The following is an 18840-nucleotide window of genomic DNA, read 5'->3' on the forward strand; positions in this document are numbered from 1 at the left end:
CAATTTTCGACCTCCAATTTTTGAATTTATTGAAACTTGAAGTCGCAATTTGCGACTTCAAGTTTTTAAGATCACAATTTGAGACCTTGAAGAATCACTTTTTAATACGCTTGAAAGCATTAATATGCCATGTTCGGTGAAAACTAAAGGCAGTATTCTTGTGCCTCCCCAACTTGAGGTCACAATTTGTGACCTCAAGTTGTTAAACTCAGTTTGTGATAATTCAAACATAAAATCTTCTGGAAATCTAGAAATATTTCTTTTGACAGATTGTTTGAAAACTTTAGTTTCTATTCCATAAAGTAAAGCCAAATCACGATCCAGCATCACTTTTTGCCCGCGAATAAAGTATATTTTGTCTGAAATTGTATCTTCAGAAAGTAAAGATTGATCGTCCATAAGTTTTTAAATAAAAAAAAACAAATGTAGGATTTTATATATATTATAAATAAGATTTAAATTGTTTTAGCTTGCCACGATTGGTTCTTTCTAAAACTGTTTTTCGGGTGAAAGTGAAGTTTAGATTGGGTTCTAAATATAAATCAATTGCTTGTTTTATTTTTTCGATTTGTTCTGAAACTAATTCTTTTTCAGCAACATATTCAATTTCGAAAGTGTCTAATTTGGTTTGTTTGATAATGAATTCTTTTACGTTTCCATCGTCTTCAATAATGCTTTTGGTTACATAATAAAACGTCAAACCTGGAGATTTTTTACCGCTTGGCAAAATCGCAACATCGTTTGTTCTTCCGATAAGTTTTTTCAGAATTGGTTTTTGCGGAGTGCTTTTTTCATCCAAAATTCCAATGTCGCCAATTTCATATCGAATGAAAGGATTTGCTTTGTTGAATAAAGAAGTAATCACAATTTTTCCTTCCGTTCCATGTGAAACAGAATTATTGTTTTCGTCTAAAATTTCGACAAAAAGAGTTTCTGCATTTACCTGCCATTCTCCATTCGGATTTTCAAAAGCAATTAAATCCAATTCAGAAGCGCCATATTCGCTAATAACTGGAATTCCGAATTGTTTTTCAAGTAATTTTTTATCCATTTCAAAAAGCATTTCCGAAGTAACAAAACACGCTTTTAGGGTTGGACAAATTTCATTTAAAATAATATTTTTCTGCTCTAAATATTTAGCAAATAAAACAATAGAACTGGTGTAACCGTTGAGGTAATCAAACTTTTTGGTTTTGAATTTCTGCAGAAATTTCTCCAAAACTTCATCAGATAAATCAAAAACGGGAAAACGAAAACGATGCGTCAAAAAATCCTTGAAACGTTCTTTTTGATATCCAATAAAATCCATCGGAATTCCGTAAAAACGAGCTTGGTACGAATGATTAAAATCAATTCCGAACCAGCCGAAACGCATAATATTAGAAGCCCAAGTCAAAGCATGAGAATATTTGTCTTTAGCAAAAACAAAAGGAGTTCCGCTAGATCCTGACGTTTTGTTGAGGTAAACCGATTTTTTAGAATAGCCTTTTGAAAGTCTTTCTTCTAGCGGTTTTTGTAAATTATGTTTGTTTAAAATCGGAAGACTTTCCCAATTTTCGGCAGTCATATTTCCAGCTAATTCCTTGTAAAAAGAGTTGTTTTTAAGATGAAAATCAACAATTTCTGCTTTTTTATTTTCAAGAAATGAAGCAAATTCTTCTTCAGAAAAATGAACAATTTTATCTAATTCGGCTTTGGCTTCCTTTATAGGAAAACCATTCAATTGAAGCGTAATATCAAAAAGGCGGATCATTTTCAGAAAAATTTTCGTCAAAAATAAGGTTTACGAATTACTAACAGTATAGAACCAACAACTTTTTAGAGATTTAATTATTTTTTACGTGCAAAAGCAAGTATTTTTGCACCACAACTAAATACAACAACACCATGACAATTTTATTATTGGGATCAGGCGGAAGAGAGCATGCATTTGCATGGAAAATGACACAGAGTCCGCTTTGCGAAAAACTTTTTGTAGTGCCTGGAAATGCGGGAACTGCTGCAATTGCTGAAAACGTTGCGATCTCTGCAACAGATTTTGAAGCCGTAAAAGCATTAGTACTTAAAGAAAATATAAGTTTAGTAGTCGTTGGACCTGAAGATCCGTTGGTAAAAGGTATTTACGATTATTTCAAAAACGACGAAAGTTTGCAACATATTCCAGTAATTGGACCATCTCAATTAGGGGCTCAATTAGAAGGAAGTAAAGAATTTGCAAAAGAATTCTTGATGAAACATAACATTCCAACTGCAGCTTATGACAGTTTCACGGCTGAAACAGTTGAAAAGGGATGTGAGTTTCTAGAAACGCTACAGCCGCCTTACGTTTTAAAAGCAGACGGTTTAGCAGCAGGAAAAGGAGTTTTGATTATTCAAGATCTTGAAGAAGCAAAAACAGAATTGCGTAATATGTTGGTTCATGCAAAATTCGGAACAGCAAGTTCAAAAGTGGTTATCGAAGAATTCTTGGACGGAATCGAATTAAGCTGTTTCGTTTTAACTGACGGAAAAAACTATAAAATTCTTCCAACAGCAAAAGATTACAAAAGAATTGGAGAAGGAGATACAGGTTTAAACACAGGCGGAATGGGAGCAGTTTCTCCAGTTCCTTATGTAGATGCAGTTTTAATGGAAAAAATTGAAACTCGTATCGTAAAACCAACTATTGAAGGTTTCCAAAAAGACGGAATAGAATATAAAGGATTCGTATTCATTGGTTTGATCAATGTTAAAAACGAACCAATCGTTATTGAATACAACGTAAGAATGGGTGATCCTGAAACTGAAGTTGTGGTTCCAAGATTGAAATCTGACTTAGTTGAATTGTTCTTATCTGTTGCAGATCAGAAATTAGGAGACTTTAATTTAGAAGTTGATTCAAGAAGCGCAACAACTGTAATGGTAGTTTCTGGCGGATATCCTGAAGATTTCGAAAAAGGAAAAGTAATTTCTGGTTTAGAAAATGTTACTGATTCGATAGTTTTTCACGCGGGAACAAAATTAGATGGCGAAAATGTCGTTACTAATGGAGGACGTGTAATTGCAGTGACATCTTACGGAGATAATTTCCAAGAGGCCATAAAAAAATCTTACCAAAACATAGATAAACTAAGTTTTGATAAGATGTATTTTAGAAAAGATATCGGTTTCGATTTAATCTAAAAAATAAATTCACAAGCCCTTTTTAATTAAAGGGTTTGGTTTTTTATTTTAAAAATGAATGAGCCGTTGTATCTTGGTTTTCTGTTCCAGCATCATCAAAAATACGTAATTGTTTAATCCAATAAGCGATTGCGCATGCACAGATGATCATAAAAATCCAGTTAATAGTGTTTGCACCGAACCATGTAATTAATTCTAAACGACGTAAAAAGTCAAGAGGAGCAAACAAAATGTTAACGAATAGGTATTGAATTCCTTCAAAAAAAGCTGTCATAATTTTAAAAATTATATGTTATTTATTGTTGTGTAATGCTTTGAAGATAAAATTCGGTAAACCAAATCTTTTTTCAACTTGTTAGGTTTTTCCTTTTAAACAAGTATTATCTTTACAATCACAAAAGTATAAAATATCCTTATGATAACAAGTGTTTTTAAAAAATCTACGCCATTAAATTATTCATTGGTTGTAATTTTAATACTGGTTTTCTTTTTTATGTTCCAAATTAAAGAGCCATCTTGGGTTACTTCTTATTTTTTGGCTTTTCAAAAAGTGAGTTTGTTGTGCTTTATTTTGGCTTCTTTTTTCATGATTAATTTCATTGTAAAAAAGAACGGACTCAGCAAAGACAACGGTTACGCGATACTTTTTTACTTGTTGTTTGTTTTATTTTTCCCAACCATATTTAATGACTCAAATGTTATCTATGCCAATTTCTTTGTTTTATTGGCACTTCGAAGATTGATTTCGCTGCAATCGCTAAAATCATCAAAAGAAAAAATATTTGATGCTGCATTTTGGATTTTTGTAGCTTCTTTATTTCAATTTTGGAGTATTTTATTCTTAATATTGGTTTATATCTCCATCATTTTTCACGTTTCAAGAGATTATAGAAACTGGGTTTTGCCTTTTATAGCACTTTTGGCCGTAATGATTTTATTCTACATGACATCTTTAATTTTAAATATTGATGCAGTAACTTTCATTCAAGAAAGAGCATTAGTCGATTTTAGAATTGATTATTTTAAGAATAATTACGAAAACGCAGCACTTTCTATTTATACTGCTGTAGCATTATTTTTTGTTACTTCGATGTTAATGACGTTATCAAATAGACCACAAATTGTGCATTCTTCGTACAAAAAAATTGTGGCTTATTTTTTTATTGCCGTTTTTGTTTACATCATTTCACCAAATAAAAGCAATGATTTATTATTGTTTAGTATTGCACCATTGGCAGTTATGGCAACAAGTCATGTAGAATATATGCAACAGAAACTTAACAACGAAATTGTTTATTATACTCTGATTGTGTGTAGTTTATTTACTTTTTTCTCTCAATTATAATTTACTTCCGTAAGCAAGATCGCCAGCGTCGCCAAGTCCTGGAACAATGTAGTTTTTCTCATTTAATTTTTCGTCTAGAGATGCAACCCATAAGTGGCAATTTTCTGGAAGATTTTTTTCGAGGTGAGCAATTCCTTCTGGAGCAGCAATAACAACAACAATATGAATTTCTGTTGGAGTTGCATTTTCTACTAATTTTTTGTGAACGGCAACAATCGATTGTCCAGTGGCAAGCATTGGGTCAAGAAGCAGAACAGTTTTATTATTTAAGTCCGAAATAGCTTGATATTCAACACGAATTTCAAAATCATCATCATTATTTGGATGGTATCTGCAAGCAGAAACAAAGCTGTTTTCTGCGTGATCAAAATAATTTAAAAAACCATTATGGAGAGGAAGTCCAGCTCTTAAAATTGGGCATAATACCAAATCGGTATCAATTTCTGTAGTGTTTTTAATTCCAAGAGGCGTCTGAATTTCAACCTGTTTATATGGTAAAATTTTGCTCAATTCATAAGCCATAATTTCACCAATACGTTCAATATTTCTACGAAAACGCAGACTGTCATTTTGAACATTTACATTCCGGATCTGACCTAAAAAATGATTTAATACGCTGTTGTTCTCAGAGATATAGTGGATTTTCATAATATTTTTTTAGAAGATCAATTGTTTATTAAGAATAATTGAAAAATTAATGTTTTTTTTCAAAGTATAAAAGTATAAAAAGTATCTTTGTTTTATAAAAAAATAAAAACATGTTTTCAAAATTAGCATATTCTGTTTTCGAGCAAAGTATCAAAGATTATCACCAGTTTGATAATGTTGACCAGCCGATCAATAATCCTTATCCAAAAGATAAGTTCGAGCATTTGTTATATCTAAAAAACTGGATTGACACCGTTCAATGGCATTTTGAAGATATTATCCGTGATCCGCAGATTGATCCAGTTGCGGCATTAACTTTAAAAAGAAGAATTGATGCATCAAATCAGGAACGTACTGATATGGTGGAATATATAGATAGTTATTTTTTACAAAAGTACAGCAATGTAAAAGTAAAAGATGGAGCAAAAATCAATTCTGAGAGTCCTGCTTGGGCTTTTGACAGATTGTCTATTTTGGCTTTAAAAATTTATCACATGCATGAAGAAGCTAATCGTGCTGAAGCTTCTCAGGAACATAGAGATAAATGTCAGGAAAAATTAAATATTCTTTTAGAGCAAAGAACAGATTTATCTACAGCAATTGAAGAATTATTGACAGATATTGAAAACGGAGATAAATTCATGAAAGTGTACAAACAAATGAAAATGTACAACGACGACGATTTGAACCCAGTTTTATATCAAAATAAAAAATAATAATTTGGCAGACTTGTCTAGCAAAATTAAGCATATAGCCGTCATGAGACTATCCGCAATGGGAGATGTCGCCATGACGGTTCCTGTTTTACGAGCTTTTGTAAAACAATATCCAACGGTAAAAGTTACCGTTATTTCTCGTCCTTTTTTTAAACCTTTTTTTGAAGGAATTCCAAATCTTGAATTTTTTGCTTTTGATGAAAAAGAAAAACACAAAGGATTTCTAGGACTTTTACGTTTATTTAAAGATGTGAAAAAACTGAAAGTTGATGCATTTGCAGATCTTCATAACGTTTTGAGATCTAAGGTTGTGGGTTTGCTTTTCGCTTTAAGCGGAAAAAAAAGAGCAATTGTTGATAAAGGCAGAGAAGGAAAAAAAGAATTGACGCGTGCAGAAAATAAGATTTTCAAACAATTGCCAACCATGTTTGAAAGACACACAAAAGTGTTTGAAGAACTTGGTTTTCCTGTAGATTTATCTCATCCTGAATTTCCTGAAAAAGCAGTTTTAAGTGCAGAAATTACCGATTTAATTGGAGAAAATTATCAAAAACTAATTGGAATTGCGCCTTTCGCTCAATATGATTCTAAAGTTTATCCTGTAGATTTAATGCAGGAAGTAATTGCCAAATTAGCCGAAAATAAAGATCAAACGATTTTGCTTTTTGGTGGAGGAAAGAAGGAAATCGAAATTTTAGATGCTCTTTCTGAGCCATTCAAAAATGTAATAAATGTAGCTGGAAAAATTAAATTTCAGCAAGAATTAAAATTGATAAGCAATTTAGATGTAATGCTTTCTATGGATTCTGGAAATGCGCATATTGCAGCAATGCTGGGTGTAAAAGTGGTTACGCTTTGGGGCGCGACACATCCTTATGCTGGATTTTTGCCTTTCAATCAAAGCTTAGAAAATGCGCTGACATCAGATCGAAATCAATATCCGAAATTGCCAACTTCTGTTTACGGAAACAAAATTGTTGAAGGATATGAAGATGCGATGAGAACAATTTCTCCAGAAGATGTTGTTTCTAGGATAAATTCGAATGTTTAAATTCAATATCCAAATTCCAAAATTGAGAATAAGCATTCTCTTTGTCAAAGTCTTATAAAAACTAAAAATTCCAAATCCCAATTTAAAAGTTGGAATTTGGAATTTTTTTATTGGAATTTTAGCGAAAGCTAGATCATCATAAATTTAGAAAAAGATATCCCAAGACTTTCTTTTTGTTTTTGTCAACGACCACTTCAACAAATTGGTTTTCTTTTTCGGTGGTTAATAAAATGTGTTCAAAATCTTCGGTTGAATTTCGGTAAACTTTATGCACCAAATCAGATTCTTTGATTTTTTTCGATAAAATTTTGGCTGCTTTTAATTCGCTTACATAAGGCCAAATATTAAAAAAACTATCAGAGATTGCTATTTCTTTCATTCCTCCACTCATTGAAGAATTATATTTTTCTTGCGAAAGCAATTTGGGAGTTTGTCTGTTTTGTCCTCTTTTAATTATAAAATAGGCACAAAATAGAGCAGTTATTACAAAAAGTAATATAAAAGTTAGACGAAGGTAGTGATGCATTTCCATGATATTTAATGTTTTAAGTGTGTTAACAATTAAATGTATCTTCAAAAGATAAAAGATGTATCAGTCTGGAGCGTACTACTAATATACTAAATTTTCGGCATATTTTTTAAAAAATCTTTAAAGAGATATATGCTTTTTTATACATTTTTAAATCAGAAATTATATTTCTAAAAGTATAGAACAAAAAAAATCCAAATTTCAACAGTAAAATTGAAATTTGGATTTTATATTTTAAGATTTTTTATCGATTAAACATCGTCATAATCAACATAAATAGTCTCTGAGGTTGGGTGCGCCTGACAAGTTAAGATTAAACCTTCAGCAATTTCGCCATCAGTTAAAATAGAATTCTTTGTCATTTCTGCACTTCCTTTTGTAACACGACCTAAGCAGCTGCTGCAGATTCCGCCTTGGCAAGAATAAGGAGCGTCAACGCCTTGTTTTAGAGCAGCATCAAGAATCGTTTGTTTTTTAGACATTTCGAAAGTAGTTTCTTCATCGTCTACTAAAACTGTAATTTTTGTATGACCTTCTTGAGAACCTTGAATTGCATGCTCTTCAGTAGAAGATGTAAACAGCTCAAATTTAATCGCAGATTCTTTTACATTTTTCTCTTTCAATACATTAGAAACAGTGTTAATCATTTCTTCTGGCCCGCAAAGGAAAAATTTATCAAATTCAAGTTCTTTGTGTTTGTTGTTTAAAACAAAATTCACAGCCGATTTTTCAATTCTTCCAAACAAAGCATTTTCAGCTTTTGCCTGGCTGTACACATAATGTACAAAAAATCTGCCTACATATTGTAATTGTAAATCGTGAAGTTCTTGATGAAAGATTGTGCTTTCAGGAGTTTTGTTTCCGTAAACCAATACAAATGAACTTTTTGGCTCATTTTTTAAAACCGATTTTATAATAGAAAGAACTGGAGTAATTCCGCTTCCTGCAGCAAAAGCCGCATAGTTTTTTTGTCTTTCGGCATCTGGTTCAAAAGTAAATTTACCTTCTGGATGACCCACTTCAAGAACATCCCCTGATTTTAATTTAGTATTGGCAAACTGAGAAAAAAGACCATTTTTTACTGCTTTTACAGCAATTCTTAATTCGCCGCTGTCTGGTGCAGAGCAAATAGAATAAGCACGTCTAATTTCTTGGTTATCAAGAGTTAGTTTTAAATTTATATATTGGCCTGCTATAAATTTATAGTCAGATTTTAGTTCTTCAGGAACATTAAAAAGAATAGAAACAGCATCTGCAGTTTCGCGTTTAACCTCTTTAATTATAAGTTTTAAGAATGAAGGCATGATAGAATTTTTATGCAAAAGTAGCAAACCACTATTAAAATTTTAGCACGAAATTATTTTTTTTAACTTTTTTTGTAACGTTTTCCTACATTTGGTCTCTTACTACAAAAATATAAAAACCATAAACCATGATTAAGAAGTTTATTTATCTCGAATGGAAGGCCTTTATTAGGTCGGCATCTTTCGGTAAAAATCTGACAATGAAAATTATAATAGGTTTTTTGATGATCTATTTTTCATTAATTTTTATTGGTATGGGAGTAGGTGCATTTTATGTTCTTAAGGAAATGAATTTGGAACCGCTGGCAACTTTAAACAAATTTCTAATCTATTATTTTTTAGGCGATTTAGTAATTCGATTGTTGTTACAATCAATTCCTGTAATGAATATCAAACCTTTACTGGTTCTTCCTTTAAAAAAAACAACCATTGTTCATTTTTCTCTGGGTAAAACGGTTTTATCTTTTTTTAACTGGATACATGCATTATTTTTTATTCCGTTTACGGTTGTGCTTATTTTAAATGGTTACGATGTTGTTCAGATTATTTTCTGGCATTTAGGAGTAATGTCTGTTATTTACATTAACAATTTTCTGAATATTATTTTAAGCAATATCGACAGATTATTTGCTCTTTTTCTACTGTTGATTATAGTTTTAGGAAGTGCACAATATTATCAATTGTTTGATATTACGTTATTTACGACTCCGTTTTTTCAAAACTTTTACGAGATAGACGGATTATTTTTGATTCCGATTCTACTATTAATAACACTGCATTATTTTACTTTTAAATATTTCGAAAGAAATCTATATCTCGACGCGGGACTCTCTGTAAAACAAGATGTTGCTTCTACAGAAAATCTTGCTTGGCTGAATCAGTTTGGTACTTTGGGAACATTTTTGAAAAACGACATTAAACTCATCAAAAGAAATAAAAGGTCAAAAACCACAATTGTTATGAGTGTGATCTTTTTATTCTACGGATTGATTTTTTTCGGAAACACGCACCAGCCGCCAGCCATGCAAATTTTTGCTGGAATATTTGTTTCAGGAGGATTTCTATTTGTCTTTGGACAATTTGTACCAAGCTGGGACAGTTCATATTATCAATTAATGATGACGCAGAATATTCCGTATAGAGGTTACATCACTTCAAAATGGTGGCTTATTGTAATTGCAACTTTCATCTCGACGATACTTGCTTCCTTTTATCTTTTGTACGGATGGGAAACGTATTTAATTATTGTAGTTGGAGCGATTTATAATATAGGAGTTAATTCTCACATGGTCCTTCTGGGCGGTGCTTTTACCAAGACGCCAATCGATTTAAGTAATGCTGGCGGAGCTTTTTCAGATAAAAAAGTGTTTAATGTGAATGCAATGCTATTGTCATTGCCAAAAATATTTTTGCCTTCATTGCTGTATTGGCTTGGCTTACACTACGGAGATAAAACAGTTGCATTAATATTAGTTGCAGGGGCAGGAGTGCTGGGTTTTATCTTCAAAGAAAAAGTATTTTCATTAATAGAAAAGAGATACAAAAAAGAAAAGTATAGTACTATAAGTGCTTACAAACAAAAGAGTTAATTTGATAATTATAGAATTTGCCAATTAGAAAATTAATCTAAAAATTAAACTCATAAAACATAAAATTGCAATGATACAAGTACATCAGCTTTCTAAAATATATAACGAAACAACAGTTTTAAATATCAGTAATCTAGAAATTCCAAAAGGGCAAAGTTTTGGTTTGGTTGGAAATAACGGAGCAGGAAAAACAACTTTCTTCAGTTTGCTTTTAGACCTAATCCAGCCTTCAACAGGATATATAAAAAGTAATGATATTCAGGTAAATACAAGCGAGAGCTGGAAATCTTTTACTGGATCATTTTTAGATGAAAATTTCCTTATCGGATATTTAACACCAGAAGAATATTTTTATTTTATTGGTGATTTGCGCAATCAGAATAAAGCAGATATTGATGCTTTGTTGGCAAAACATGAAGAGTTTTTTAATGGAGAAATTTTAAAGAACAAAAAATACCTTCGAGATTTATCAAAAGGAAACCAGAAAAAAGTAGGTATTATCGCAACGCTTATTGGAAATCCAGAAGTTGTAATTTTAGACGAACCTTTTGCAAATTTAGATCCAACGACAGTGAGCCGATTAAAAAAAATCATCAAGGAATTGGCCGATGATCCAAATGTAACTGTTTTGGTTTCAAGCCATGATTTACAACATACTGTAGAGGTTTGCAATCGAATTGTTGCTCTTAATAAAGGCGAAATTGTTAAGGATATTCAGACCTCAAAAGAGACCTTACAGGAACTAGAATTATTTTTTGCCGTGTAAGAATTTCTATATTTAAAAAAGAAGCGTATTTTTACAAATAGAATATACTAAAACCAATTTTTAGTAGTTATCTGTTTTAAACTCGTTTCTATTGAAAAAGAATACTCTTAAATATAGTTTTACTCTCGTTTTTTTATTCTTTTTGATAGCTTGTTCTACCAAAAAAAATACTTTTTTGGCTCGAAGTTCTCACTCAATCGGGACAAAATATAACATTCTTTACAATGGAGGAATTGGTCTTGAAAAAGGTTTAAAGTCTATTCAGGCCAATAACGAAGACAATTTCTGGAAACAGCTGCCGATTGAAAAAATGCAGTTTGATGAAAATTTTTCTGAAGGCGAAAAAGCTAAAAATCCTGACTTTGAAAAAGCAGAAACAAAAGCTACAAAAGCCATTCAAAAACACTCTATGAATATTGGAGGAAGAGAAAGAAACTGGCAGATTGACGAAGCTTATCTTATGCTTGGAAAAGCAAGATATTACGATCAGCGTTTTATTCCAGCAATTGAGGCATTCAATTATATTTTATACAAATATCCCGAAAGCAATAATATTTATACGGCAAAAATCTGGCGCGAAAAAACCAATATGCGTTTAGGAAACGATGCAATTGCTCTTAAAAACATCAAAATTTTACTTAAAAAAACAGATTTAGATAAACAAACTTATGCAGATGCCCACGCTCTTTTGGCAGAAGCTTATCTGAATTTGGAAGAAAAAGACAGTGCCGTTGCTAAACTCAGAGTTGCAGAACAATTCACAAGAAATAACGAAGAGCGCGCGAGATATCGTTTTATCCTTGGGCAAATGTATCAAGCAGAAGGCCAACGTGATAGCGCCATTTATTATTATGATGCTGTTATTGATTTAAACAGAAAAGCAGATCGTAAGTACATGATGCATGCTTATGCAAAAAAGGCTCAGATGTTTGATTATGGGAAAGATAATGATACGATTTTCTTAAAGATATATAATAAATTGGTGACTGATCGTGAAAATCGTCCTTACTATGATGTTCTTTTTTATGAAATGGGAGTTTATTATGATAAAAAGAATGATCAAGAAAATGCTTTGAAACTTTACAATAAATCTTTGGGAAGAAAATCTAAAGATTCGTATTTGATGGCTTCTGCTTACAGAAACATTGGAAACATGTATTTTAAAAATACAGATTATTCAATGGCGGCAAAATATTATGACAGTACTTTGGTAAAAATGGATCCTAAAACCAGAGAATACACTTTTATCGAAAAAAACAGAAAAAATCTTGACGACGTAATTAAATACGAAGCAATCGCAAAACGTAACGATAGTATTATTAAGGTATACAATCTCCCGCCAAACGGAAAGAAAGATTATTTCGAAAATTATATTGCCGAACTTAAAAAGAAAGACGAAGCTAAAAAACTTTTAGAAGAAAAAGAAAAAGAACGATTAGCCAATATCGATCGAAATTCTCAGGCGGAAATTCCAGGTAATGGAGCCGTAAATCCTCAATCATTGGGCAAATCATCTGATCCAGAGGGAATAGGAATGCCTCCAGGCGCAAATGATAATGCAAGCACCTTCTATTTTTATAATCCGACAACTGTTGCTTACGGAAAACTTCAATTTAAAAAAATGTGGGGTAGCAGGACTATGGCTGGAAACTGGAGATTGGGAGGAGTAAAGGCTGCTAATAACGAAGCTTTGAATGATTCAATTGCTAATAAAGAAGTTGCCAACGTATTGAATGATACGATTGTACCAGAAAAATATACGGTTGCATATTATGTAAAACAGCTTCCTTCTTCGCAAGCGGCAATGGATAGTATTGGAAAAGAACGTAATTTTTCATACTATCAATTAGGACTTATATATAAGGAGAAGTTTAAAGAATATAATTTAGCGAGCGACAAACTAGAACAATTGCTTCAGAATAATCCTGAAGAAAAACTAGTTCTGCCATCGATGTATAATTTGTACAAAATTTATCAAATTACAAATCCGGCGAAAGCAGAAGCTATAAAAACAGAGATTTCTTCGAAATATTCAGATTCGAGATATGCTCATATTTTAAATCATAAAGAAGACGATCCAAATTCTAGTCCTGACAAAGAATATAAAAAATGGTATAAACTTTTTGAAGAAGAACATTTTGACGAAGTCTTATCAAATATTGATAATCTGATTAACCAATACTCTGGAGACGATATAGTTTCGAAATATGAATTGCTAAAAGCCAACGTTTCAGGAAAAGTGTATGGCTTAGATGCTTATAAAAAAGGACTTGAAAATGTAGCGGATAATTACCCAAATAGTGAAGAAGGTAAAAATGCGAGAGAAATTTTAGAGAAACAAGTTCCTGTTTTAGAGAAACTTAACTTTACAACAACAGATACTAAAAACTGGAAAATAGTATACCGTGTTGCTAATACTGATACAAAAGCAGTTAAAAGAATTGAAGAAGCAATTCGAGTATTTTTATTAGTTGAAAATTACGAAAGATTGACATCATCTTTGGATAAGTACAATAAAACAGAAAGTTTTGTAGTTATTCATGGTTTAAAATCTGAAGCTTATGCAAATGATATTGCAGGAGTTTTCAGAGACGATAAAAAATATAAAATCCCAGATCAGGCAATAATTATATCAAATGATAATTATAAAATTGTTCAGATTAAAAAGAATTTAGAAGCATACTTGACCCCGAAAAACCCTTAACCGCCATGTTTGAAAAAGTAAAAAAAAACGGAACTGAACAATTAGGAAAAACGAATAGAATTGTAGAAGGAACATCCATCGTAGGAGATATAGTCTCTAAAGCCGATTTTAGATTAGACGGCGAATTGATTGGAAATTTTACTTCACAAGGCAAAATTGTTATTGGGGCAAAAGGATCTGTTAAAGGAGAAATTATCTGTAACAATGCAGATATTGAAGGAGAATTTCACGGAAAAATAAAAGTCCTTGAAACTCTTAATATTAAATCGACTGCCATAATACACGGAGAAGTATCAGTAGGAAAACTGTCGATAGAACCAGGTGCCGACTTTACTGCAACCTGTACGATGCTTGCACATTCTAATCAGGTTATAATGTTAGAAGATGGAAAAGGAGCCGAACAATAATAGGAGAAATAAATGGCTGGCATTTATTAACATTCCCTTTCAAATGGGAGTGATCATTTTTGTATTCTCTTATTTTGGCACTTGGCTCGACGAGAAACATCCAAGTCCAAAAGTATATTATAATACCATTTTTGTATTAGCCGGTGTCGGAGTTGCATTGTATAATGTAATCCGACAAGTAAATGATATCAATAAAACAAAGTAGTTTGTAAATAAAAATGCCTTGAGATAAAAGTTGCATCTTTGCACAAAAATTATTTCAAATGCTTTCAAAAAATTACAAACTGTTTTTTTATTTGTTATGTCTTGCTTTAGGAGCTTACATTGTTCATAAAGCAGTTTTTTTCTTTAGTGAAATTGGTACGGAGAATTTTCATTACAGTTTAGAATTACTGTATTTTTCTTTCTTCGCGATTTCGTCTTTATTATACCTTATATTATTAGTAGTAAAAAAGAAGAATTTTGAAATCGTCGGAATGGCGTTTTTATTTGGAACTTTTACACAAATGCTATTAGCCTATTTAATTCTGCAGCCGATCTTAAAAAACAAAACTGGAGAAAGCGATGTTGAAAAAGTTAGTTTTTTTATAACATTTGTGCTGTTTTTGTTATTTCAGACGCTTTTAACTGTCCGATTATTAAATCAAAAGCGTTAAAATAACAATTCTTTAAAACAAGGTTTAAAAATAATTTTTCATATCCTTTTGAATATTAATAAAAAATGTACCTTTGCACCAAATTTTAGAAACGTAAAAAAATAAGATTTTCCACGATATGGTGATTTCAAACAAACCACTCAGCTTTATTCTTGCAGCTTTTGTAGCTTCTCTACCTATTATGGGTTTTGCAAATCAAGAGAATGATTCGACGCATGTTCAAACTGAAACGACTCACGAAGAGAAAGTAGTTTCACATAACGCTCATGAAGAAGGAGAGCATGTTGCTCTAGATCCTAAGGCAAAAGTGGATGCATTTATTGATCACCACTTACAAGATTCTCATGACTTTGTTTTCTTTCAAGATGAAAAAGAAAATAAACACTTCGGTTTTCCATTACCAGTTATTTTAATTGATGGTGGATTAAAAGTTTTCTCTTCTTCAAAATTCCACTTTGGAGAAACAGTTGCAGAAGTTGATGGAAATTTCTACAAATTAGTTCACGGTAAAATTTACAAAACAGATGCAGCCGGAACAGTTACATTTAATGAGCACGGTCATCCAGAAAATGAAAAGCCATTAGATTTTTCAATTACTAAAAATGTTGTTTCAATGCTTTTTGTATCAGTATTATTATTGTTAATGTTTACTGGTTTAGCAAAATCATATAAAAAAGGACCAATCCCAACTGGATTCGGTAGAGTTTTAGAACCACTTATTATTTTCATCAGAGATGAAATCGCAGTTCCAAATATTGGAGAGAAAAAATACCGTAAATATATGGGTTACCTATTAACTGTATTTTTCTTTGTTTGGATTTTGAACTTATTAGGAATGACTCCGCTAGGAATCAACGTAACAGGAAACATCGCTATCACAGTTTGTCTAGCAGCCTTTACATTTATCATCACTCAATTTAGTGCAAACAAAGATTATTGGGGACACATCTTCTGGATGCCAGGAGTACCAGTTCCAATGAAAATCATTTTAGCTCCAATTGAGGTTTTAGGAACATTAACAAAACCATTCGCATTATTAATTCGTTTGTACGCTAACATTACTGCAGGACACGTAGTAGTTATGAGTTTGATCGGAATGATTTTCGTTGGTAAAAATTTAGCAGCAGATTTACCAATCTCATTAGGATTGACATTGTTCATCTCTGTTATTGAAATTTTAGTTGCGTTTTTGCAAGCGTTTATCTTTACAATGTTATCATCATTGTTTATTGGTATGGCAGTTCAAGATCATGATCATGCTCACCACCACGAAGATGAAACAGCAATTATTTAATTTAGAAGTTTAATTTTATATATATAAATAGTTATGGGAACAATTCCAACTTTAGTAGGTGCTGGTTTAGTAGTAATCGGTGCAGGTTTAGGTTTAGGTAAAATCGGTGGATCTGCTATGGACGCTATTGCTCGTCAGCCAGAAGCTGCTGGTAAAATTCAAACTGCGATGATTATTATCGCGGCTTTATTAGAAGGTTTAGCATTCGCTGCTTTAATCTTAGGAAAATAATAAAGAGAGAAATAACAGCATCTTTAACGGTTGGTTAAAGATGTTGTTACTTTTAAAAAAGAAATTAAATATTTAATATAGTTATATAAAATGGATAAGTTAATTAACGATTTTTCATTCGGATTATTCTTCTGGCAGGCTTTAATCTTGGTAATATTAATTTTACTTTTAGTAAAATTTGCTTGGAAACCAATTATGGAATCTATTACTGCAAGAGAAGAAGGTATTAAAAATGCATTGCTTTCTGCTGAAAACGCAAAGAGAGAAATGGAAAATTTACAAGCTGACAATCAAAGAATTTTGAATGAAGCTCGTGCAGAACGTGACGCGATGTTGAAAGAAGCTCGCGAAATGAAAGAGAAAATGATTGCTGATTCTAAAAACGAAGCGCAAGAAGCTGGTCAAAAAATGATCGAGCAAGCTAAAGCTGCTATCGAAAGCGAAAAAAATGCTGCAATGGCAGAATTGAAATCTCAAGTTTCTTCTCTATCATTGAGTATTGCTGAAAAATTATTGAAAGAAGAATTATCTAACAAAGAATCTCAAACTAAATTAGTTGAGAAAATGTTAGGTGACGTAAAGTTAAACTAAGATTATGGCAAGTACAAGAGCAGCAATTCGTTATGCAAAAGCAATTCTAGACTTAGCAAACTCTAAAGGTGTTGCCGAAGCTGTCAATAACGATATGAAGTCAATTGCAAATGCAATTGAGACGAATCAAGAATTGAGTACATTTATTCTTAACCCAACTACAAAAGCTGAAGTTAAAGAAAGTGCACTTTTAGAAGTTTTCTCAAATGTAAATGGAGTAACAAAAGGATTATTCCGTTTATTATACGAAAACAAAAGATTTGAAATTCTAGATGCAATTGCATTAGGATACAATAAATTATTTGATGAAAGTCAAGGTGTTGAAGTAGCAAAAGTTACTACAGCAATTCCGATGGATGCTGCTTTAGAAGCTAAAGTTTTAGCAAAAGTTGCAACTTTATCAGATAAAAAAATTACAATTGAAAATATAGTAGATCCTTCAATTATTGGTGGGTTTATTTTGAGAATAGGAGATAATCAGTACAACGCTTCAGTTGCTAACAGATTACAAGTATTAAAAAGAGAGTTAAGTAATTAGTTTTATAACACAAAAAGTGTCTAAATTATAAATTAAGATGGCGGAAATCAAACCTGCTGAAATTTCAGCGATATTAAGAAAGCAAGTAGAAGGTTTTGAATCTGGCGCTACGCTAGAGGAAGTAGGATCAGTACTTCAAGTTGGAGACGGTATTGCTCGTGTTTACGGGCTATCTAATGTACAATATGGAGAGTTAGTAGAATTTGATAACGGTATGGAAGGTATCGTATTGAATCTTGACGAGGATAATGTGGGTGTTGTATTATTAGGACCTTCAACAGGTATTAAAGAAGGATCTACAGCAAAAAGAACTCAACGTATTGCTTCTCTTAAAGTTGGTGAGCAAATGGTAGGACGTGTTGTTAACACTCTTGGTTTTCCAATTGATGGAAAAGGACCAATCGGTGGTGACTTATACGAAATGCCTTTGGAAAGAAAAGCTCCTGGAGTTATCTTCCGTCAACCAGTAACTGAGCCATTACAAACAGGTGTAAAAGCTGTTGATGCTATGATCCCAGTTGGTCGTGGACAACGTGAGCTTGTTATTGGTGACCGTCAAACAGGTAAATCAACTGTTTGTATCGATACAATCTTAAATCAAAAAGAATTTTACGATGCAGGAAAACCTGTATTCTGTATATATGTTGCAATTGGACAAAAAGCTTCAACTGTAGCAGGAATTGCAAAAATGTTAGAAGAAAAAGGAGCAATGGCTTATACAGTTATCGTTGCTGCTAATGCTTCTGACCCAGCTCCAATGCAAGTTTACGCTCCATTCGCTGGTGCTGCAATTGGAGAATACTTCAGAGATTCAGGTCGTCCAGCTCTTATCGTTTATGATGATTTATCTAAACAAGCTGTTGCTTACCGTGAGGTTTCTCTTTTATTAAGAAGACCACCGGGACGTGAGGCTTACCCTGGAGACGTTTTCTACTTACACTCTCGTTTATTAGAGCGTGCTTGTAAAGTAATCGCTGATGACGGTATCGCTAAAAACATGAACGATTTACCAGATTCTATTAAGTCTATCGTAAAAGGTGGTGGTTCATTAACTGCTTTACCAATTATTGAAACTCAAGCTGGTGACGTTTCTGCATATATCCCAACAAACGTAATCTCTATTACAGATGGTCAGATTTTCCTTGATGGAGATTTGTTCAACTCTGGGGTTCGTCCTGCAATTAACGTAGGTATCTCTGTATCTCGTGTTGGAGGTAATGCTCAAATTAAATCAATGAAAAAAGTTTCTGGAACTTTAAAATTAGACCAAGCTCAATTCCGTGAATTAGAAGCTTTCGCTAAATTTGGT

At 32.3% G+C, this 18840-nt stretch carries 21 protein-coding genes; 15 read left to right on the plus strand and 6 right to left on the minus strand.

Annotated elements, in window-relative coordinates:
• Positions 1 to 57: 57 nt before the first annotated feature.
• On the minus strand, positions 58 to 399 hold the full coding sequence (locus ACE01P_RS20985; RefSeq protein WP_379701001.1) for an ORF6N domain-containing protein: 342 nt from the start codon (positions 397 to 399) through the stop codon (positions 58 to 60).
• 43 nt (positions 400 to 442) lie between these two features.
• Positions 443 to 1753, minus strand: coding sequence for a phenylacetate--CoA ligase family protein (locus ACE01P_RS20990; protein WP_379701002.1), 1311 nt, complete (start codon positions 1751 to 1753; stop codon positions 443 to 445).
• A gap of 134 nt (positions 1754 to 1887) precedes the next feature.
• Between ACE01P_RS20990 and purD the strand changes: the two genes are divergently transcribed.
• The gene (purD, locus tag ACE01P_RS20995) at positions 1888 to 3162 is read left to right on the plus strand and encodes a phosphoribosylamine--glycine ligase (protein ID WP_379701003.1); all 1275 of its coding nucleotides are present in this window, start codon (positions 1888 to 1890) and stop codon (positions 3160 to 3162) included.
• A 43-nt stretch (positions 3163 to 3205) separates the two neighbouring features.
• Here the strand turns inward: purD and ACE01P_RS21000 are convergent, their stop codons facing one another.
• Positions 3206 to 3436 carry a uracil phosphoribosyltransferase gene (locus ACE01P_RS21000; RefSeq protein ID WP_379701004.1) on the minus strand — a complete coding sequence of 77 codons (231 nt, stop codon included), beginning with the start codon at positions 3434 to 3436 and terminating at the stop codon, positions 3206 to 3208.
• A 141-nt stretch (positions 3437 to 3577) separates the two neighbouring features.
• Between ACE01P_RS21000 and ACE01P_RS21005 the strand changes: the two genes are divergently transcribed.
• On the plus strand, positions 3578 to 4507 hold the full coding sequence (locus ACE01P_RS21005) for a DUF6427 family protein (protein ID WP_379701005.1): 930 nt from the start codon (positions 3578 to 3580) through the stop codon (positions 4505 to 4507).
• On the opposite strand, the gene upp is transcribed toward ACE01P_RS21005, so the two are convergent.
• Positions 4502 to 5155 carry a uracil phosphoribosyltransferase gene (gene upp / locus ACE01P_RS21010; protein WP_379701006.1) on the minus strand — a complete coding sequence of 218 codons (654 nt, stop codon included), beginning with the start codon at positions 5153 to 5155 and terminating at the stop codon, positions 4502 to 4504. The genes ACE01P_RS21005 and upp overlap by 6 nt on opposite strands.
• 110 nt (positions 5156 to 5265) lie before the next feature.
• On the opposite strand from upp, the gene ACE01P_RS21015 reads away from it, so the two are divergent.
• Positions 5266 to 5871 carry a DUF4254 domain-containing protein gene (locus tag ACE01P_RS21015; RefSeq protein ID WP_095930592.1) on the plus strand — a complete coding sequence of 202 codons (606 nt, stop codon included), beginning with the start codon at positions 5266 to 5268 and terminating at the stop codon, positions 5869 to 5871.
• A 43-nt stretch (positions 5872 to 5914) separates the two neighbouring features.
• Positions 5915 to 6922, plus strand: a complete 1008-nt coding sequence (locus tag ACE01P_RS21020) for a glycosyltransferase family 9 protein (RefSeq protein WP_379701007.1) — start codon at positions 5915 to 5917, stop codon at positions 6920 to 6922.
• A 136-nt stretch (positions 6923 to 7058) separates the two neighbouring features.
• Here the strand turns inward: ACE01P_RS21020 and ACE01P_RS21025 are convergent, their stop codons facing one another.
• Positions 7059 to 7454 carry a hypothetical protein gene (locus tag ACE01P_RS21025; RefSeq protein WP_379701008.1) on the minus strand — a complete coding sequence of 132 codons (396 nt, stop codon included), beginning with the start codon at positions 7452 to 7454 and terminating at the stop codon, positions 7059 to 7061.
• Positions 7455 to 7702: 248 nt separating this feature from the next.
• On the minus strand, positions 7703 to 8755 hold the full coding sequence (locus ACE01P_RS21030; RefSeq protein ID WP_379701009.1) for a 2Fe-2S iron-sulfur cluster-binding protein: 1053 nt from the start codon (positions 8753 to 8755) through the stop codon (positions 7703 to 7705).
• Between the two features lie 128 nt (positions 8756 to 8883).
• Here ACE01P_RS21030 and ACE01P_RS21035 point away from each other — a divergent pair, with 128 nt between their 5' ends.
• From ACE01P_RS21035 to atpA, 11 genes are all read left to right on the plus strand, one after another.
• Positions 8884 to 10344: a DUF5687 family protein gene (locus ACE01P_RS21035; protein WP_379701010.1), complete on the plus strand. Its 1461-nt coding sequence runs from the start codon at positions 8884 to 8886 to the stop codon at positions 10342 to 10344.
• A gap of 70 nt (positions 10345 to 10414) precedes the next feature.
• Positions 10415 to 11110, plus strand: a complete 696-nt coding sequence (locus ACE01P_RS21040; RefSeq protein WP_379701011.1) for an ABC transporter ATP-binding protein — start codon at positions 10415 to 10417, stop codon at positions 11108 to 11110.
• A 91-nt stretch (positions 11111 to 11201) separates the two neighbouring features.
• Positions 11202 to 13814, plus strand: a complete 2613-nt coding sequence (locus ACE01P_RS21045; RefSeq protein ID WP_379701013.1) for a tetratricopeptide repeat protein — start codon at positions 11202 to 11204, stop codon at positions 13812 to 13814.
• A 5-nt stretch (positions 13815 to 13819) separates the two neighbouring features.
• Complete coding sequence (locus tag ACE01P_RS21050; protein WP_379701014.1) at positions 13820 to 14221, plus strand: polymer-forming cytoskeletal protein; 402 nt, start codon at positions 13820 to 13822, stop codon at positions 14219 to 14221.
• The gene (locus tag ACE01P_RS21055; RefSeq protein WP_095930601.1) at positions 14199 to 14426 is read left to right on the plus strand and encodes an AtpZ/AtpI family protein; all 228 of its coding nucleotides are present in this window, start codon (positions 14199 to 14201) and stop codon (positions 14424 to 14426) included. Before ACE01P_RS21050 ends, ACE01P_RS21055 begins: the two co-directional genes overlap by 23 nt.
• Before the next feature lie 58 nt (positions 14427 to 14484).
• A complete protein-coding gene (locus ACE01P_RS21060) occupies positions 14485 to 14877 on the plus strand; it encodes a hypothetical protein (protein WP_379701015.1) in 393 nt (130 codons plus the stop codon).
• 118 nt (positions 14878 to 14995) lie between these two features.
• Positions 14996 to 16171 carry a F0F1 ATP synthase subunit A gene (atpB, locus tag ACE01P_RS21065; protein ID WP_379701016.1) on the plus strand — a complete coding sequence of 392 codons (1176 nt, stop codon included), beginning with the start codon at positions 14996 to 14998 and terminating at the stop codon, positions 16169 to 16171.
• 33 nt (positions 16172 to 16204) lie between these two features.
• Positions 16205 to 16402 (plus strand): ATP synthase F0 subunit C, encoded by a 198-nt coding sequence (atpE, locus tag ACE01P_RS21070; protein ID WP_008465835.1) that lies wholly within the window; start codon positions 16205 to 16207, stop codon positions 16400 to 16402.
• Between the two features lie 90 nt (positions 16403 to 16492).
• A complete protein-coding gene (locus tag ACE01P_RS21075; protein WP_290963757.1) occupies positions 16493 to 16993 on the plus strand; it encodes a F0F1 ATP synthase subunit B in 501 nt (166 codons plus the stop codon).
• 4 nt (positions 16994 to 16997) lie between these two features.
• Entirely contained in the window at positions 16998 to 17531 is a 534-nt protein-coding gene (gene atpH / locus ACE01P_RS21080; RefSeq protein ID WP_379701017.1) for an ATP synthase F1 subunit delta, read from the plus strand.
• A gap of 37 nt (positions 17532 to 17568) precedes the next feature.
• The coding region (gene atpA, locus ACE01P_RS21085) for a F0F1 ATP synthase subunit alpha (protein ID WP_379701018.1) at positions 17569 to 18840 on the plus strand (1272 nt) is incomplete at its 3' end.

The organism is Flavobacterium sp. HJSW_4 (assembly GCF_042436695.1).
Classification (GTDB): Bacteria; Bacteroidota; Bacteroidia; order Flavobacteriales; family Flavobacteriaceae; genus Flavobacterium.

Bases quoted from the DNA above. Each gene is read 5' to 3' on its own strand.
- ACE01P_RS21005 (WP_379701005.1), top strand. From the start codon at position 3,578: ATGATAACAAGTGTTTTTAAAAAATCTACGCCATTAAATTATTCATTG.
- ACE01P_RS21040 (WP_379701011.1), top strand. From the start codon at position 10,415: ATGATACAAGTACATCAGCTTTCTAAAATATATAACGAAACAACAGTT.
- atpB (WP_379701016.1), top strand. From the start codon at position 14,996: ATGGTGATTTCAAACAAACCACTCAGCTTTATTCTTGCAGCTTTTGTA.
- atpE (WP_008465835.1), top strand. From the start codon at position 16,205: ATGGGAACAATTCCAACTTTAGTAGGTGCTGGTTTAGTAGTAATCGGT.
- ACE01P_RS21055 (WP_095930601.1), top strand. From the start codon at position 14,199: ATGGAAAAGGAGCCGAACAATAATAGGAGAAATAAATGGCTGGCATTT.
- upp (WP_379701006.1), bottom strand. From the start codon at position 5,155: ATGAAAATCCACTATATCTCTGAGAACAACAGCGTATTAAATCATTTT.
- ACE01P_RS21075 (WP_290963757.1), top strand. From the start codon at position 16,493: ATGGATAAGTTAATTAACGATTTTTCATTCGGATTATTCTTCTGGCAG.
- ACE01P_RS21050 (WP_379701014.1), top strand. From the start codon at position 13,820: ATGTTTGAAAAAGTAAAAAAAAACGGAACTGAACAATTAGGAAAAACG.
- ACE01P_RS21025 (WP_379701008.1), bottom strand. From the start codon at position 7,454: ATGGAAATGCATCACTACCTTCGTCTAACTTTTATATTACTTTTTGTA.
- purD (WP_379701003.1), top strand. From the start codon at position 1,888: ATGACAATTTTATTATTGGGATCAGGCGGAAGAGAGCATGCATTTGCA.
- atpH (WP_379701017.1), top strand. From the start codon at position 16,998: ATGGCAAGTACAAGAGCAGCAATTCGTTATGCAAAAGCAATTCTAGAC.
- ACE01P_RS21015 (WP_095930592.1), top strand. From the start codon at position 5,266: ATGTTTTCAAAATTAGCATATTCTGTTTTCGAGCAAAGTATCAAAGAT.
- ACE01P_RS21060 (WP_379701015.1), top strand. From the start codon at position 14,485: ATGCTTTCAAAAAATTACAAACTGTTTTTTTATTTGTTATGTCTTGCT.
- ACE01P_RS20990 (WP_379701002.1), bottom strand. From the start codon at position 1,753: ATGATCCGCCTTTTTGATATTACGCTTCAATTGAATGGTTTTCCTATA.
- ACE01P_RS21035 (WP_379701010.1), top strand. From the start codon at position 8,884: ATGATTAAGAAGTTTATTTATCTCGAATGGAAGGCCTTTATTAGGTCG.
- ACE01P_RS20985 (WP_379701001.1), bottom strand. From the start codon at position 399: ATGGACGATCAATCTTTACTTTCTGAAGATACAATTTCAGACAAAATA.
- ACE01P_RS21020 (WP_379701007.1), top strand. From the start codon at position 5,915: ATGAGACTATCCGCAATGGGAGATGTCGCCATGACGGTTCCTGTTTTA.
- ACE01P_RS21000 (WP_379701004.1), bottom strand. From the start codon at position 3,436: ATGACAGCTTTTTTTGAAGGAATTCAATACCTATTCGTTAACATTTTG.
- ACE01P_RS21030 (WP_379701009.1), bottom strand. From the start codon at position 8,755: ATGCCTTCATTCTTAAAACTTATAATTAAAGAGGTTAAACGCGAAACT.